This is a genomic window from Amycolatopsis albidoflavus (genome assembly GCF_039525725.1).
In the GTDB taxonomy this organism is placed as follows: domain Bacteria; phylum Actinomycetota; class Actinomycetes; order Mycobacteriales; family Pseudonocardiaceae; genus Amycolatopsis; species Amycolatopsis albidoflava.
Window position 1 is genome coordinate 1 of sequence record NZ_BAAAHV010000030.1, and the last position, 16,764, is coordinate 16,764.

The following is a 16,764-nucleotide window of genomic DNA, read 5'->3' on the forward strand; positions in this document are numbered from 1 at the left end:
GCCGGCGACGCCCGCGGATCAGCCCGGCGACCAGCTGCAGGGTCTGCCGAGAAACAGGAAGAACGACCTGGCAGGAAAGAGGGCCGAAGCCCTCGGCGGATGGTTGACTCACATCTCGATCCTGCCGAGGGCTTCACCCATGCCCACGCCGCCACGCCGGTCCCGCACCAAACCCGGCCACCACAGCCAAAACACACCCGCTCAACCACACCCACCAGCAACAACCACGATGAAACAACCCCATTGGGGCGCTAGCCCCAACCCGAAACCACAGCCGATGCACCCAACGATCGGTGCACCCAGCCCCCAAACCGCACCAGTGCACCCACCAATCGAGGCACCCAGCCCCTCCCCCGCACCCCGATACGAAGCTCCCCTGCGGTCTGGGGGTGCTTGTCAAGGCATCTTTCCCGCCTTGACAAGCACCCCCAGACCGTCAGCACAATCAAGCTTCGGGGTGCCCCACGCAACCATGGGCGCAATGTCGCCGCCAGGCGACGAGCCACCCCCTACCGAACAAACTGCTCGTTCATGATCAAAAACGCGCCAAGCCCATGGAAATCATTAGTCAGCCGTCTGCGCGCGAAGTAGAAATTCAGATCCCCGACGTTCGTCCCCTCACAAATGTCGGCGATATTAGTCAACCCGTCCGCCCCAACAGACACCTTCTGCAACACCCCGGCATACCCGCGCTGCGCGACCGAGGCATAAGACGCAGGCAAATACCCACGTTCAATCGCCCGGGAAACAGTGAACGCGTACATCGAGGACGCGGACGTCTCCAGCCAGTTCCCGGCATCCCCGCCGTGGTCGACCACCTGATACCACCGACCGGTCCGCGGATCCTGGAACCGCCGATAGCCCTCGGCGAGAAACTTAACGATCCCAACCAACTCCGCCCGTCGCGGATGGTCGGCAGGCAGCACTTCGAGGATGTCGATCGCCGCCATCCCGAACCAGCCGATCGCACGAGCCCAATGGAAACTGGAGTGCTTGCCGGGACCGGTCGCCCACGACTGGGTACCGCTTTCGTCATAAGCGTGGTAGATCAGGCCCTTCGCAGGCTCCTTAAGGTGTCCGAAGTAGACAGAGAGGTTCTTGGCGGATTCCTCGTAGCAGTACTCCGGATCGTTGAAAACCTTGCCGTACAACGCGAGGAACGGCTGCGCCATGTACACCCCGTCGCCCCACAGCTGGTGCTGACGGCTGACCGCGTGCCACATCCCGCCGTCGCTCGTGCGCGGGTAGGTCTCGAAGCGCCTGCGCAGCTGGTCGGCGGCTTTCCGATACTTGGCATCGCCGGTTTCGTTATACAGCAACGGAAGCATCTGGCAGGCACGCATCGAGTCGAGACTGCTGAAGCTGTTGGAGACGCCGTCGGCGGTGATAAAACGGTCGTACCAGGCGACGACATAGTCGAGGTACTTGCGTTCCTTCGTTCGCCGGTAGAAGAGGTACTGGCCGTAGAAGTAGAGACCGAGCGGGTAGCTCCAGCCGCCGATCGACGCCGGGGTGTAGCGCTTCATGGTGGAGTCGATGACGGCGCGGGACCAGTCGCGCGCGGTGATCGCCGCCGCGGCCCCGGGCAGCGCGAGCGTGCCGAGCGCCGCCGCGGTCCCGGTCAGTACCGATCTTCTCGAGAGGGACATGCGGTGTCCTTCCTGCTGTCGGCGGCGGCGGGAAAGAGGTGTCGAACGACCTCTACTCGCCGGTCGAGCGGTCCGGCAAGGTTCCTGTCCGGGTTGTCCGCCGTGATCGCTGGATAGGCGCAGCGGGCCGTCCGGTCAGCGGGAACCTGTCCGCAATGGACACCTGAGCCGGGCGATTAGCCGATATGTCGACGTAACCTGGATGGTTCCGGCCAAACGGGGCGCGCCGACACGGTGCCGCCGTCCGGGTAGGAGGGCTCGGCAGCGATACCCTGACCGGCGTGGGTATCTCGGCGTGGATCTGGTTCGTCATCGCCGCCGTCGCGCTGGTGGCGGGGCTCGGCCTGCTCTTCGCGGACCGGGCCAGGGAAGGCTCGCGCAACCGTGAGCGGCAGCGCTGGGCCCAGTTGCGCGGCTGGCAGTTCGTGGAAGAGGACGAACGGCTGCCCCGGCAGTGGTCGGGGGGCGCGATCGGCTACTTCGGAGCCGACGCGGCGGTGAACGTCGTCGCGGGCTCCACCTTCACCTCCGACGGCCGCCGTCCGGTGTTCATCTTCGACATCGAGTCGCAAGGCCAGGTGCCCGCGGTGGTCGTGGCCGTGCGCTGCAACAAGACGCACCGGGTGCCGGTCGAGATGTGGCTGTCGAGCGTGCCGTTCCAGCGCGAGAACATGCCGGAGATGCTCGGCCCGATCGGCCAGCGCTACGCCTTCGCCGACGACTCGGAGGGCGCGCGCCAGGTCATCACGCAGGACCTGGTGGACGCGGCTGACCAGCTGGGCGGAGACGTCGGCGTGGCGTGGCTGGAGAACGAGTGGGTGCTGGCGAGCGTCGTGCCGGGGGCCGGGCCGTCGCGGCTTGAGCGGCTGCTGCGGGATCTGGGCGAGATCGCGGACATCGTGGATCCGTTTGACGAGGATTACGACTCGAACCGCACGTGGACGCCCGCCGCGGGCACCCAAGCCCCTTCACCGGCGGATACCCAGGCGACGCGGCCGGTCGACACTCGCGCGGTGGACACGACGGCTCCTTCTCCGGCGGACACGCGGGCTACGGAGCGGCAGCCTTCGCCGCCCGCGCCGCGAACTCCGCCGCCGGGCGGTGGCGCGACTCCGGTTTCACCGGCGCGTCCGGCGGAACCTGAGCGCGGGGAAGACGGCTGAGAGCTTGAGACGGGAACCGCCCGGTCGCGTTGCTGCGGCCGGGCGGTTTCGCGTTCGGGGCCTGTGCTGAAAGTACGTGAGGGGAACCCTGAGGGACTCTGAGTCCGTCAGGGTTCCCCTCACGTATCGCCGGGCGAGTGGCCCGCGCCGCGAACGGTCCTCCAAACGCCGTGAAGGACCGTCCGTGTGTCAGACTCGCGAGACGCTCAGCGTGTCGCCGGTCTCCAGCTCAGGCAGGTCCACCCGCACGGTGTCCCCGTCCCGGACCTCGCCCGACAGCAGCTGCTTGGCCAACTGGTCCCCGATCGCCGACTGCACCAGCCGACGCAGCGGGCGGGCGCCGTAGATCGGGTCGAAGCCGTTCAGAGCCAGCCATTCCCGGGCACCGTCGGTTACCTCGAGGTGCAGGCGGCGCTGGGCGAGCCGCTTCGCCAGCCGGGCGACCTGGATGTCCACAATGGACGTCAGTTGCTCGGTGCCGAGCGCGTGGAAGACCACGATGTCGTCCAGCCGGTTCAGGAACTCTGGCTTGAACTGGCGTTGCACGACCTCCATCACCGCGTCGCGGCGTTGGCGTTCGTCCAGCGACGGGTCCGCGATCGCTTGCGAGCCGAGGTTCGACGTCAGGATCAGGATGGTGTTGCGGAAGTCCACCGTCCGGCCCTGGCCGTCGGTCAGCCTGCCGTCGTCGAGGACCTGCAGGAGCACGTCGAACACGTCCGGGTGCGCCTTTTCGACCTCGTCCAGCAGCACCACCGTGTACGGGCGGCGCCGGACGGCCTCAGTGAGCTGGCCGCCCTGGTCGTAGCCGACGTAACCCGGGGGAGCACCGACCAGCCTGGCCACCGAGTGCTTCTCGGAGTACTCGCTCATGTCGATGCGCTGCATCGCGCGCTCGTCGTCGAACAGGAACTCCGCCAGCGCCTTCGCCAGCTCCGTCTTGCCGACCCCGGTCGGGCCGAGGAACAGGAACGAGCCGGTCGGACGGTCTGGGTCGGCAACGCCGGCGCGCGCCCGGCGCACGGCGTCCGCGACGACCTGGACCGCCTGGTCCTGGCCGATGACGCGGCGGTTCAGCTCCTCCTCCATCCGGAGCAGCTTGCCCGTCTCGCCTTCCAGCAGACGCCCGGCGGGGATGCCGGTCCACGCGCTGACCACGTCGGCGACGTCGTCCGCGCCCACCTCTTCCTTCAGCATGACGTTCTGCTTGCTGGCCTCGTTCGCGGCCATCGCGGCCTCGAACTCCTTCTCCAGCACCGGAATCCGGCCATACCGCAGCTCGGCGGCCTTGCCGAGGTCGCCGTCGCGTTCGGCGCGTTCCGATTCGCCGCGCAGTTGCTCCAGTTGCTCCTTCAGCTCACGGACGGTCTCGATCGAGCCCTTCTCGTTCTGCCAACGCGCGGTCAGCGCGGTGAGTTCCTCGCGCTTCTCGGCCAGTTCGGCGCGAAGGGCGGTCAGCCGTTCCAGAGAAGCCGCATCGTCCTCTTTGGACAGTGCCATCTCCTCGATCTCCATGCGCCGCACGGCCCGTTCGACCTCGTCGATCTCCACCGGCCGCGAGTCGATCTCCATGCGGATCTTCGACGCGGCCTCGTCGACCAGGTCGATCGCCTTGTCCGGCAGGAACCGCGCGGTGATGTAGCGGTCCGACAGCGTCGCGGCGGCGACCAGCGCGGCGTCCGTGATCCGGACCCCGTGGTGCACCTCGTAGCGCTCTTTCAGCCCGCGCAGGATCGCGATGGTGTCCTCCGGCGACGGCTCGCCGACCAGCACCTGCTGGAAACGACGCTCCAGCGCCGGGTCCTTCTCGATGTGCTGGCGGTACTCGTCGAGCGTGGTCGCGCCGACCATCCGCAGCTCGCCACGAGCCAGCATCGGCTTGATCATGTTGCCCGCGTCCATCGCGCCTTCGCCGGTCGCGCCCGCGCCGACGATGGTGTGCAGCTCGTCGATGAACGTGATGACCTGGCCGGCGGAGTCGGTGATCTCCTTGAGAACGGCCTTCAACCGCTCCTCGAACTCGCCGCGGAACTTCGCGCCGGCCACCATCGACCCGAGGTCGAGTGCGACCACTCGCTTGCCCCGCAACGATTCCGGCACGTCGCCCGCGACGATCCGCTGGGCGAGGCCCTCGACGATCGCCGTCTTGCCGACGCCCGGTTCGCCGATCAGCACCGGGTTGTTCTTGGTACGCCGGGAAAGCACCTGCACGACGCGGCGGATCTCGGTGTCGCGGCCGATGACCGGGTCGAGTTCGCCCGAACGCGCCCGCTCGGTCAGGTCGACGCCGTACTTCTCCAGCGCCTTGAACGTGCTTTCGGGATCCGCGCTGGTGATCCGGGCCGACCCGCGCACCTTCGCGAACGCCTCGCGCAGCGCGTCCGGCGTGGCCCCGTGCCGCTTGAGCAGGTCCGCGACCTGGGCTCCCTCGGTGGCGAGGCCGACGAGCAGGTGCTCGGTCGACACGTACTCGTCACCCAGTTCGGTGGCGAGCTTCTGCGCCTGCGTGAGCGATTTGACCGCGGGCGTGTCGAACTGCGGCGTCGACACGGTCGCGCCGGTCGCCGACGGCAGCCCGTTGATGATCGGCTCGAGCTCCTTGTGCACGGTCTCCGGGTCCGCCCCGACCGCGGTCAGCAGCGGCGCGGTGGTCCCGTCACCCTGCGCCAGCAGGGCGCCCAGCAAATGGGCGGCCGACACGTGCGGGTTGCCGGCCACGGTGGCCGCCTGCGCCGCGGACGAGATCGCCTGCTGGGTCTTCGTGGTCGGGTTGAAAGCGTCCATCCCTCACCTCATGCGTTCGTGGAAATACCTGGTGACAGGCCCGACCAAGGCCCGTCGACAGGTATAACGTCAGCAAAGTTGAGTCTGTTCCGCTCAACTCTGAATTGGTGCCACCGCGGCCGCGGGCAGCCTCGGTCCCAGCCTGCCGAGCCCGAGCGCGGCAAGGCAAGCGCAACCCCCGACCAGAACCCAGGGTAACCACGCCGCCACGGAAAACAACGACACGATCGCTGGAGCTAGCACCTGAGCCACAGTGAACGCGTATTGGAACGCGGCAAGGTAACGGCCCTTCGCTTCGGGCGGCGCGGCGGCCTCGGCGAGCGCACCGGAGCGCGGCCCGAACACCAGGTCACCGGCGGCGAACACGAGCGTCGCGGCGAGCAGATACGGCACTTGCCAGCTTCTCGGCACCAGCAGCACGCCGACGCTCGTCAGGCACCACGCGGCGAACAGCGCGGACCCGGCCCGCATCGCGTTGATCCGGCTGAGGCCCCGCGTGAGCCGGAGCGCGACCGTGCCGCCGGCGCTGGTGAGCACGGTCAGCAGGAACAAGATCGCGCCGGGCAGCCACGTCGGCGCGTGCAGCCGGTCGAGCACGAACACCGGGGTGCCGATGAGGAAGAAATCGAGCGACAGCCCGAACAGGCCGCTCAGGAGGATCAACGTCAGGTACGGCCGGTTGCGCAGCACCCCGCTTCTCACCCGGACCACTGGCGCGAACCGGCGGCCGGGAGGGATGAACACCGCGACGAGGCCGGCCGCCGCGAGGAAAGTCAGCACGTCCACGACGAGCGCGACGTTGTAGCCGTGGTCGCCGAACCAGGTGAGCAACGCCGACGACATCAGCCCGCCGAGCCCGAATCCGCCCGCGCGCACCATGCCGACTTCGGCGAACGGCCGGTCCTTCGGCACGTCTCCGGCGACCTCGGAGATGAGCGCGAACAGGCAGCTGTAGAACAATTGTTGGCCCGCACCAAGAAGGATGGCGGCCACCACAACGCCGCCGATGCCGTGCGCGAACAAGTACGCGCTGGTTCCGGCAGCCTGCAATAGTTGCGCCGCAAGAACTCCGGCTCTCGGCCCGGCGCGGTCCACCAGCCGTCCGGCCAGCGGCGGCATGAGAAGCCCCGCGGTGGTGCCCAAAGTGACTGCCGTGCCCGCTTCGACGAGCGGGATTCCGATCACCCGCGTCACGTAAAGCAGTGCGAGCGGAAGAAAAAGTCCGGAACCGAAGTTGTCGATCCCCATAGCCAGCAACATCGCGACCCTGCTTCGCGTCACGATTCGACGCTACCTCTGGGGAAGGGGGACGAGGCAGGGCCGGGAGGGCGCATCGCTCGGCGGCAAATGCCACTCCCAGTAGAAAGCTCGTGAGTGTCCATCCCGCCTTGAAGCGGGACAAACACTCACGAGCCCCTTTAGTCGACGCTGAGTGTTCCTTGGTGCCTAACGAACTCTCGCTCCACAGCTTCGCTCAGCTCGACATCATGCTGTGCGGCCGCACCATCGCCGACCGTCATCGGTTCCGCGTGCGGCGTGTATCCGTGTGCAGACACCGTGAGCGTGTACGCGCCAGCTTCGATTCCCGCGAAGCGGTACGCGCCGTCGCCGCCCGCGATATGCGTCGCGGTGACAGTGCCCAAACGGTCAGTGAGAGTCAGCACTGCGCCTGCGACCGCGGCGTGCCGACCGGCCACGCGTACGCGGCCTGAGATGGCACCCTGGCTGTCCAACAGCAAGTCGTGCCAACGCGCGTTGCCGTTAAGCCGCACGGTCGACACCGCGGGCCGCGTCGAGCCGGCTGTCGCGAGAAGGACGTGCTCTCCCACGGTGTTCGCCGACAACTCGTACGCGCCGGTACGTCCCGTACGCCCGACATCGACCTGACGCCCCGCCATGTCAGTGAGCGTAAGCACGACACCGGACACTGGACGACCGCCCGCGTCGAGAACCCGGCCGCGCAGCACGGAGGTCATCTCGACCGGAGCTTCGGCCACAGTCACCGCCTCGACCGAGACGGCAGCGGCTGCCGGCGCGTCCGCGTCGAGCGTCCGGCGCAGCGGAATCTCCTTGATGAACAGCACCGCGAGGAAAGTGACCACGGCGATGCAGCCCGCGACGAAGAACACCGTGCCGGTCGCGTCGCCGAAGGCCCCGCGCACCACCGGCTGCAGCGCCGGGGGAAGCGACGAGATGGCGAACGTGCCGCCACCGCCGGAAACCGCGCCGCCAGTGTGAATGCCCATCTGCGAAAGGGAGTTCGCGATGTTCGTGGCCACCCGGGCGGCCAGCACCGCACCGAGCGCGGACACGCCGGCCGCGCCGCCGAGCGACCGGAAGAACGTGACGACCGAGGACGACGAGCCGATGTCCTTCATCGCCACCGTGTTTTGGACTACCAAAACCAGGTTCTGCATCAGGAAGCCCAGCCCGATGCCGACCAGCGCGAGGTAACCGCCCATCAGCGTCAGGTTCGTCGCGTGGTCCACCGTCGAGAGCAGGAACAGCCCGGCCAGCAGCGAAATCCCGCCCGCGACCATGAACGGCTTGGTACGCCCGGTGCGGGAAATGATCTGCCCGGCTCCGGTGGAAGCGACCGCCAGACCGAGCACCATCGGCAGCGTCATCAGACCGGCGTGCGTCGGCGAGAAGCCGCGCGCGATTTGGTAGTACTGGCCAAGGAACACCGAACCGCCGAACATCGCGGTGCCGACCGCCAGCGAGGCGAGCACGGCCAGCGTGAAGGTGCGGTTGCGGAACAGCCGCAGCGGAACCACCGGCTCCGCGACCCGCGATTCGACGAGAACCGCCAGCGCCAGCGCGACAATCGCCCCGCCGACATACGCGGCGCTCGACCACGAAACCCAGCCGAAGCTGCCGCCCGCCAGCGAAACCCAGATCAGCAGCAGCGCGACGCCGCCGACCAGCAGGGTCGCGCCCAGCCAGTCGATCCGCACCTTGCGCTTGAGCACCGGCAGCTTCAGCGTCCGGCCGAGCACGACGAACGCGATCACCGCGATCGGCACGCAGACCCAGAAGCACCAGCGCCAGCCGAGCGGGGAGTCCACGATCAGGCCGCCGATCAGCGGGCCGGAAACGGTGGCGACGGCGAACACCGCGCCGGTGTAACCGGAGTACTTGCCGCGGTCGCGCGGAGCGATCATCGCCGCGATGACGACCTGGATCAGCGCCTGCAGGCCGCCGAGCCCGATGCCCTGCAGCGCGCGGTAGGCGATCAGTTCGGGCATCGACTGCGCGATCCCGCCGAGCGCCGAACCGACGGTGAAGACGACGATCGCGATTTGGTACAGCAGTTTCTTGCTGAACAGGTCCGACAGCTTGCCCCAGATCGGGGTGGTCGCGGTCGACGTCAGCAGCGTCGCGGTGACGACCCAGGTGTACTCGCTCTGCGAACCGTGCAGGTCGGCGAGGATCGTCGGCAGCGCGTTGGACACGATGGTCGACGACAGCAACGCCACCAGCAGGGCCAGCAGCAGGCCGGTGAAGGCCTTGAGGATTTCCCGGTGCGTCATCGGCTGCCCGGAAGCGGTGGTTTCCACTATTCGCTACTTCACTTTCCCGCGTGCGGGGCCTGGCCGGCGCAGTACCCGGACGGGCCGAGCGTCGCGCGCAGACCTTCGTTCAATTCGGCGAGCTGGGAGGTGAGGCCCTCGATCCGCGCCTCGTCCCAGCCGCCCAGTGCCGTCTCGAAGAACTCGAGATACTGCTTCCGCCACAGTTCGAGCCGCTCGAGACCGGCTTCGGACACGCTGATCAGCGACGCGCGCCCGTCCTCGGGGGCGGGGCGGCGCTGGATCAGCCCGGTGGCCTGCAACTGGGCGATCTGCCTGCTGATCACCGACAGGTCGACCAGCCTGCGCTTGGCGACCTCGGACGGACGGGCCTCGCCGTGCTTGGCGAGGTCGGACAGCAGCATCGCCGAGGCCGGGTGGAGCCCGGGCTCGTTCTGCCACGCCTGCATGATCCACAGGTGCTGGAGCTGGGCGGACGCCTTCAGCTCCCGCAGCAGTTCGAGCCGCACGTCGTCAGCTGGGCTCATCGTTCCTCCCGGGCCGGTGCCCACTTGCTTGTATTCTACAAGTTTAAGACCAAAGGTTGCGTAGGACAACTATCTAACTGGTGAGCTGCCCCACGTCCCGACCGGCCGGTAACCCGACCGGAGCAACGATGCGGGCATTCCGCCTCAGTGCGGCTACTCTGCGGACCAGACGCCCCGCGGAGCCGACGCGGCGAGCACGTCCAAGGACAACGAGGAGCAGGAGTGGCGAATTCCCCCGCGCGACCGCGCGAGCCGAATCCGACAACCGCGACTGCCCTGCTCTCGTGACCATTCCCTCCCAGCCCCCCGGCCTCCGGTCCCGACCCATGAACGACGACAGCCCGATGACAGCCGATTCGATCAGCCCGCTCCCGCGGACCTCGGCCGCACCCCGGCAGGCGCCGGCGGCCGTCGTCGCGATGGTGCAGCTCATCCGTGACACCTGGGCGAAATCGGAGCCGTACGCCCCGGAGATCTCGCAGTTCTTCTACGGGATGCTCTTCACCCTCGCGCCCGCCACGCGCGATTTCTTCCCGATCAACATGGAAGTGCAGGGCGGGCGGATCATCCGCGCGCTGGCCCGCGTCGTGCAGATGGTGGACCGGCCGGACGACCTGCTCCCGTTCCTGCGCCAGCTCGGCCGCGACCACCGCAAGTTCGGCGTGGCCCCCAAGCATTACGAGGCTGTCGGCACCGCGCTGCTGGCCGCGTTGAAGAACCACCTAGGCCCGGAGTGGACGCCGGAGGTCGAGCGCGCGTGGGCGGAGGCGTTCACCATCGTCGCGCGCGCGATGCAGGAGGCCGCGGCGGCGGACGAGAACCCGGCGTCGTGGTCGGCCACCGTGGTCGAGCACCGGCGGCTCACCTGGGATCTCGCGCTGGTGCGGGTGATTCCGGATCAGCCGGTGCCGTATTCGCCGGGCCAGTACATGAGCGTCGAGGTGCCGCAGCGGCCGCGGTTGTGGCGGTATTTGTCGCCGGCGAACGCGCCGCGCGAGGACGGCGGCATCGAATTCCACGTGCGCGCGGTCGACGGCGGCTGGGTGTCGCGGGCGATCGTGAGCCACACGCAGGCGGGCGACGTCTGGCGGCTCGGCCCGCCACTGGGCCGGATGAACGTCAACCGCGAACAGTCGCGCGGGGTGCTGATGGTCGCCGGCGGCACCGGAGTCGCGCCACTGCGGTCGATCCTCGACCATCTCGCGTTGTGGGGCGAGAACCCGAAGACGCGACTGTTCTACGGCGGGCCGACCCGCGAAGACCTCTACGACCTGGAAGAACTGCGCGCGCTCGCGGCGACCAACCCGTGGCTCACCATCACCCCGGTCGTCGAACGCGGCGACCACCTGCCCGGGTGCGAACACGGCACGCTCGCCGAGGCGGTCACGCGGTACGGCGCCTGGCCGGACCACGACATCCTGGTGTCCGGTTCGCCCGCGATGATCCGCGCGACGGTGTCCCGGATGCTGGTCGCGGGAAGCGCGCTGGACCAGATCCAGTACGACCCGTTCACCGCGGACTGAGGCGGTTCTCAGTTCGCGCGGCTAGGGTCGGGGCCATGGACATCCGGATTCCGGTGGCGGACGGGGAAATCGACGGCTATCTGGCGGTGCCCTCCGGCGAGGGGCCCTTCCCGGCGGTCGTGCTGATCCACGACGTGTTCGGGCTGAACCAGGACGCGCGCGAGATCACCGACCGGTACGCCGCCGCGGGTTATCTCGCGCTGAGCCCCGACCTGTATTCGCGCGGCGGCATGATCCGGTGCGTGAAGCGGACTTTCCAGGACCTGTTCGCTCGCGAGGGCCGGGCGTTCGCGGACATCGAGGCGGCGCGGGTGCTCGTCGCCGGGCGGGACGACGCGACCGGCAAGGTCGGCGTCGTCGGTTTCTGCATGGGCGGCGGGTTCGCGTTGGTGGCCGCCTCGCGGGACTTCGACGCTTCCGCGCCCTACTACGGACAACTGCCGAAGGATCTGTCCGTTTTGGACGGTGCCTGCCCGATCGTCGGCAGCTTCGGCGGCAAGGACTTCTCCCTGCGCGGTGCCGCGGCCAAGCTCGAAGCCGCGCTCACCGAACGAGGAATCCCGCACGACGTCAAGGAATACCCGGACGCCGGGCACGGCTTCGCGAACCACTACCGGCCCGCGCCGCTGGCCGCGCTCGCGAAGGTCACCGGCATGGGCTACCACGAACCGTCCGATTCGGACGCCTGGCACCGCGTCATGGCGTTCTTCGAGGAGCACCTTCAGCCCAGCGTGCTCAAGTAACCGAGCGCGCCGACCGCGACCATGCCAAGGCACGCCAGGCCGATGGTGCGGCGATCGGCGCGCTGTGCTTGGGTCAGTAGTCGGATTCCGGAAGGCACGAAGGCCACGCACAGTCCGGCCGCAGCGGCGATCGACCACATCGTCGTTCCTTTGAGGACTCCGAGCGGCATGACGGTCGCGGCGGCGAGGGCTGCTGCGCGTACCGGGCCGAGCGCTCCGGCGCGGTAGGCCGCGAAGCCGAGCAGCGGCCAGCCGAACATGATCGTGAACGACAAGAAGCTGAACAGGTGCAGGTCGCCGTACGCCTCAGCGACGAACGCGGTCGCGTAGTCCGCTCCGCGGTGCCGGGCAAGATCCGTTGCGGCTTGGTCGAATCCGGCATGGAAGACCCGCTCGACCAGACCGATCAGCACCAGCGCGCCGGACCACGCCGCCCAGCGGGGCTTCGCCGCCGCGATCTGGCGGACCACTGTGGACACTGCGAAGAGAAGAACCACCTGACCGGCGAGGAAACAGGTGGCGGCGGCGGTCATTTGTACCGGATGCTGCACGGTCGCGGCGAGTTGGTGCGGAAAGAAGAACGGGTACGGCAGGCGCAGCAGCACGCCGGTGAGCACGAGCACCGGACCGAGGACGAGCGCTGCCCCGCCGAGGCGAGGGCCGGGAAAGGTCGACATGCCGCTCACCGTGCCCGTCCGGACACGCCGCGCACATCGGTCCGGGGCGGACAGTTCCACGCCACGGAACTAAACCAGGGGATGACCCACCACAGCACGATGTGCGTGCCCGCCGCACTGGCTAACGTTGGTGCTATGTCCCCTCTGCGAGTGAGCGACGTCGCGCTGGCGGCAGGTCTCCTCGTCACGGACGTCGGGCTTGCCGGGAACCTGCTGATCGACGAGGAGCCCTGGCGGCTGCCGGTGTCCGCGGTCGTCGCGACGCTCATCGCCGCCGCGGTGCTGCTGCGACGGCGGGCTCCGGTGCCGATCTTGGTCGGCACCGTGGTCGTTTCCGCGTCCGCCGCGGCTTTCGGGTTGCTGTGGGATCCGTTCGTCGGGGCGGCTCTCGTGCTCTACCTCGTGCGTCCGCCGCGTGCTTTGCCTGCTGCCGCCGGAGTCGCGGCGATGTCGGCGGCCACCGCGATCGTGGGGCAGTGGTGGTACGCGTTCGGTATCCCGCTGGCGTTGCTCACCTGGGGGCTTGCCGAAGCGGTCCGGTCCCGGCGCGAGCAAACGGCGCGGCAGGAACGGCAACGCGAGCATCGGATCCTGGTCGACGAACGCGTCCGGATCGCGCGCGAACTGCACGACGTCGTCACCCACGGAATGGGCTTGATCGCGGTGAAAGCGGGCGTCGCCAACCACGTCGCGGACAGTCGCCCGGAGGAAGCGCGCGACGCGTTGCGGGTCATCGAAGCGACCAGTCGCGCGGCGCTCGGCGAGATGCGGCGGTTGCTGCACGTGCTGCGCGACGACGGCGACGAAACTCCGGCCGACCCGCTGGCGGCGTTGCCGGAGCTCGCCGAACGCGCGCGACAGACCGGTGTTGACGTCGAGCTGTCCGTCCTGGGCACGGCTCAGGTGCCGGAACCTGTTGCGCTGGCGGCGTACCGGATCGTGCAGGAAGCGGTGACGAACGTGGTGAAACACGCCGCGCCCGCCCGCTGCCGGGTGGTCGTGGCAGCGGGCGTCGACGAGATCCGGATCCAGGTCACCGACGACGGCGCGGCACCGATCGGGGAGCTGCGGCCCGGTCACGGGCTGACCGGCATGCGCGAACGCGTCGCCCTCTACGGCGGCGAACTCGTCGCCGGGCCTGGTCCGGACGGCGGATTCCGTGTCTCCGCCACTCTCCGGTGCGCCGATGCCTGACCAGATCCGCGTCGTCGTCGCGGACGACCAAGCCTTGCTGCGCGGGAGTTTCCGGCTGCTGCTCGACAGCGAGCCGGACTTCACGGTGATCGGCGAAGCCGCGACCGGTGTCGAGGCGGTCGAGCTGGCGCTGGCCGAAAAGCCGGACGTGGTGTTGATGGACGTACGGATGCCGGTGATGGACGGCATCGAGGCGACCCGCTTGATCGGCGAGCGTGCCCCGGACGTGCGGGTGCTGGTGCTGACCATGTTCGACCTCGACGAGCACGTGTTCGCCGCGCTTCGCGCCGGAGCGACCGGATTCCTGCTCAAGGACACCCGCCCGGCCGACCTGTGCACCGCGGTGCGCGTGGTCGCCTCCGGAGACGCGTTGCTCGGCCCGTCGATCACCCGACGACTGGTCGCGCAGTTCGCGCGGATCCCGGACGCCCCGCCGCGCGCGGACGTCGCCGCCTTGGCCCCGCGAGAGCGCGAGGTGCTCACGCTTGTCGCGAGTGGACTGTCCAATGTGGAGATAACCGAGCGAATGCAGCTGTCGATGGCGACGGTGAAGACCTACGTCGGACGGCTGCTGGCGAAACTCGACGCCCGGGATCGCGCGCAGTTGGTGATCGTCGCGTACGAATCCGGCTTGGTGCGGGCGCGGAACTAGCGCCACACTGCCTCGGCGCGTTCGCTGGCTTCCGGCGTGAAGTAGTCGCCCGTCTCCAGATCTTCCAACAGCGTGGGGTGGTTCGGCGGCCAAGCCAGCAACTGCTGGGTGTGCGTGCTGGAGGCGGGCACGTCGAGCGAGAAGAACCTTGCCAGGAAAGGGTTCCCGAGGTGTTCGGCGGCTTCTACGAGCGTCAAAGATGCCGTGGGGATGTCCAGCAGCTGCGCGATCTTCTCCGCGACGCTCTTGATCTCGACGGTTTCCCCGACCCCGTGCAGCACGCTCCCCGCAGGCGCTTTCTCCAGTGCCAAGCGGAAAAGCACCGCCGCGTCATCGCGATGGACGGCTGGCCACCGGTTCGTGCCGTCGCCGATGTACGCCGAAACCCCGGCCCGCCGCGCACCTGCGATGAGCGCCGGGATGAAGCCGTGGTCGCGCGGTCCGTGCACGGTCGGCGCGAGCCGCACGACGCTGGCCCGGACGCGCTGCTCGGCAAACCCGAGACAGGTCTGCTCGCCGGGGATCCGGAAGTAGGCCACCGAGCCGGGATCGGCCGGGTCGAGTTCGGTGCTTACCTGGTCGGCCTTCATCACCAAAGTGCCGGACGTGCTGACGAACGGTTTTCCGGTGCCGACCAGCGCTTGGCCCAGCGCGTCGATCGCCTCGCAGTCGCGGCGGATGAGGTCATCGGGATCGGCGTAGCTGCCGCCTTGCGCCATGTGCAGGACACCGTCGGCGGCTTCGGCACCACGGCGCAGGCTGTCGAGATCGTCGAGTTCACCGGAATGCGGCGTCGCGCCGAGCGACTCCAGCCGCGCGGCCGCAGTGTCCGAACGAGCCAGGCCGGTGACCCGATGCCCGGCCCTGACCAGCTCGGCGACGACGGCGGGGCCGGTCTGGCCGGATCCGCCGGTGACGAATACGTGCATAAACGAACTCCTTAGTGTCAGTCACTGACTCTACAGGTAGCGACAGTGACTGTCACTAGTGCGGACGGCGGGTAGGCTCACGAGGTGCCACGGAGCGGAGCAGAAGCGCGCAGCCGCCTCAAGCAGGCGGCGCTGGAGCTGTACCGGGAAAACGGCTTCGACAAGACGACCACCGCGGAGATCGCCGCCCGGGCCGGCGTCACCGAGCGCACGTTCTTCCGGCACTTCCCGGACAAGCGCGAGGTGCTCTTCGACGGCGAAGCCGACCTGCGCGAGGACCTCACCCAGTCGGTCTCCGAAGCCCCGGAAGGCCTTGCCCCGCTGGATATTCTGCTGCGCGCCTTCAAGAACGCCGGGCGGATCATGGAGCGCAATCTCCCGTTCGCCGAACCCCGGCGCGACCTGATCGCGGCGACGCCGACCCTGCGGGAACGCAATCTCGCCAAGGCCGCGACGCTCGCCGAGGCACTCGCGGAAGCGTTGCGGGAGCGAGGTGTCGAGGATCGGCTGGCGCGGTTGGCCGCGCATGCCGGGTGGGCGACGTTCCAGCACGCCACGCAAGCCTGGATCAGCGATCCCACGCGAGGGCTGGATGACTATCTGGATGGGGCGTTCGCGGATTTGCGGACGCTCGGGGCGGGAGTCCAGTTAGGACAGTAGGTCCTCCCGCGGCGGCGGAGGCGTAGGCCTCGTGAGAACCCAGCCCCGAGGCACGAGGCTCGCGGATCTGGCCGTGCGGAGGGGTTTCGGGGCGGGGTACCGGGGCGTTCTGGGGGCGGACGGCCTTCCGGAGCGGACCCCCGGAGCCTTTCGGAGCGGGCACTCCCGGCGCGCGGCCTTCCGGAGCGAGGCCAGCCAGGGCAGCAAAAACCCCTCCGGCTGCGGCGGGAGGGGGTTGGGGCTCGTGCGTGGCGAGCACGGTTCTCACCGTGCTCGCCACTCACGACACAGTCAGCGGCGCTTGGGTTTCCAGACCACCAGCGCGGTGTTCTGCTGCAGCGGCACCAAATCCTTGCGATAAGAAGCGTGCACCGCCGCGGCGGCCCGTTCGGCCGCCACGTAGGCGGCGGCGAGTTCTTCGGTCAGCTCGTGCACCCGGGATTGCAGCGCGTCGACCTGGTTCTCCAGCTCGATGATGCGCTTGATGCCGGACAGGTTGACGCCATCCTCCTGCGAGAGGCGCTGGACCTCGCGCAGCAGGGCGATGTCGCGCATCGAATAACGCCGTCCGCCGCCGGCGGTGCGGCCTGGCGAGACCAGGCCGTGCCGGTCGTAGGAGCGCAGCGTCTGCGCGTGCAGCCCGGAAAGCTGGGCCGCCACCGAAATCACGAATACCGGGGTGTCCTCGTCCGCGCCGTGCGGGAGTCCCGGATTGCCGCCGAACATCGAC

Annotated in this window: 13 protein-coding genes and 1 pseudogene; 6 read left to right on the plus strand and 8 right to left on the minus strand. The window is 68.7% G+C overall.

Features of this window, described 5'->3' with window-relative positions; translation table 11 throughout:
- Positions 1-509: 509 nt before the first annotated feature.
- Complete coding sequence (locus tag ABD156_RS44150; RefSeq protein WP_344287554.1) at positions 510-1,649, minus strand: glycoside hydrolase family 88/105 protein; 1,140 nt, start codon at positions 1,647-1,649, stop codon at positions 510-512.
- Between the two features lie 281 nt (positions 1,650-1,930).
- On the opposite strand from ABD156_RS44150, the pseudogene ABD156_RS44155 reads away from it, so the two are divergent.
- Positions 1,931-2,611: pseudogene (locus tag ABD156_RS44155) on the plus strand (hypothetical protein); the annotation flags it as partial.
- Between the two features lie 390 nt (positions 2,612-3,001).
- Here ABD156_RS44155 and clpB read toward each other — a convergent pair.
- From clpB to ABD156_RS44175, 4 genes are all read right to left on the minus strand, one after another.
- A complete protein-coding gene (gene clpB / locus ABD156_RS44160; protein WP_344287558.1) occupies positions 3,002-5,596 on the minus strand; it encodes an ATP-dependent chaperone ClpB in 2,595 nt (864 codons plus the stop codon).
- 93 nt (positions 5,597-5,689) lie between these two features.
- Positions 5,690-6,877 (minus strand): MFS transporter, encoded by a 1,188-nt coding sequence (locus ABD156_RS44165; protein WP_344287560.1) that lies wholly within the window; start codon positions 6,875-6,877, stop codon positions 5,690-5,692.
- 137 nt (positions 6,878-7,014) lie between these two features.
- On the minus strand, positions 7,015-9,129 hold the full coding sequence (locus ABD156_RS44170; RefSeq protein ID WP_344287645.1) for an MFS transporter: 2,115 nt from the start codon (positions 9,127-9,129) through the stop codon (positions 7,015-7,017).
- Between the two features lie 38 nt (positions 9,130-9,167).
- Positions 9,168-9,656, minus strand: coding sequence for a MarR family winged helix-turn-helix transcriptional regulator (locus tag ABD156_RS44175; RefSeq protein WP_344287562.1), 489 nt, complete (start codon positions 9,654-9,656; stop codon positions 9,168-9,170).
- Positions 9,657-10,000: 344 nt separating this feature from the next.
- Here ABD156_RS44175 and ABD156_RS44180 point away from each other — a divergent pair, with 344 nt between their 5' ends.
- Positions 10,001-11,179: a globin domain-containing protein gene (locus tag ABD156_RS44180; RefSeq protein ID WP_344287647.1), complete on the plus strand. Its 1,179-nt coding sequence runs from the start codon at positions 10,001-10,003 to the stop codon at positions 11,177-11,179.
- 35 nt (positions 11,180-11,214) lie between these two features.
- Positions 11,215-11,922, plus strand: a complete 708-nt coding sequence (locus ABD156_RS44185; protein WP_344287564.1) for a dienelactone hydrolase family protein — start codon at positions 11,215-11,217, stop codon at positions 11,920-11,922.
- Here the strand turns inward: ABD156_RS44185 and ABD156_RS44190 are convergent.
- A complete protein-coding gene (locus ABD156_RS44190; protein ID WP_344287566.1) occupies positions 11,901-12,599 on the minus strand; it encodes a hypothetical protein in 699 nt (232 codons plus the stop codon). The two genes, ABD156_RS44185 and ABD156_RS44190, sit on opposite strands and share 22 nt — an antisense overlap.
- A 135-nt stretch (positions 12,600-12,734) precedes the next feature.
- On the opposite strand from ABD156_RS44190, the gene ABD156_RS44195 reads away from it, so the two are divergent.
- Positions 12,735-13,793: a sensor histidine kinase gene (locus tag ABD156_RS44195; protein WP_344287568.1), complete on the plus strand. Its 1,059-nt coding sequence runs from the start codon at positions 12,735-12,737 to the stop codon at positions 13,791-13,793.
- The gene (locus ABD156_RS44200) at positions 13,786-14,445 is read left to right on the plus strand and encodes a response regulator (RefSeq protein WP_344287570.1); all 660 of its coding nucleotides are present in this window, start codon (positions 13,786-13,788) and stop codon (positions 14,443-14,445) included. The genes ABD156_RS44195 and ABD156_RS44200 overlap by 8 nt, the downstream gene beginning before the upstream one ends.
- Here ABD156_RS44200 and ABD156_RS44205 read toward each other — a convergent pair.
- Positions 14,442-15,374 carry an SDR family oxidoreductase gene (locus tag ABD156_RS44205; RefSeq protein ID WP_344287572.1) on the minus strand — a complete coding sequence of 311 codons (933 nt, stop codon included), beginning with the start codon at positions 15,372-15,374 and terminating at the stop codon, positions 14,442-14,444. The genes ABD156_RS44200 and ABD156_RS44205 overlap by 4 nt on opposite strands.
- 84 nt (positions 15,375-15,458) lie before the next feature.
- On the opposite strand from ABD156_RS44205, the gene ABD156_RS44210 reads away from it, so the two are divergent.
- Positions 15,459-16,034, plus strand: a complete 576-nt coding sequence (locus ABD156_RS44210) for a TetR/AcrR family transcriptional regulator (RefSeq protein WP_344287574.1) — start codon at positions 15,459-15,461, stop codon at positions 16,032-16,034.
- Positions 16,035-16,325: 291 nt separating this feature from the next.
- Here the strand turns inward: ABD156_RS44210 and ABD156_RS44215 are convergent, their stop codons facing one another.
- Complete coding sequence (locus ABD156_RS44215; RefSeq protein ID WP_116199398.1) at positions 16,326-16,760, minus strand: heat shock protein transcriptional repressor HspR; 435 nt, start codon at positions 16,758-16,760, stop codon at positions 16,326-16,328.
- Positions 16,761-16,764: the final 4 nt, after the last annotated feature.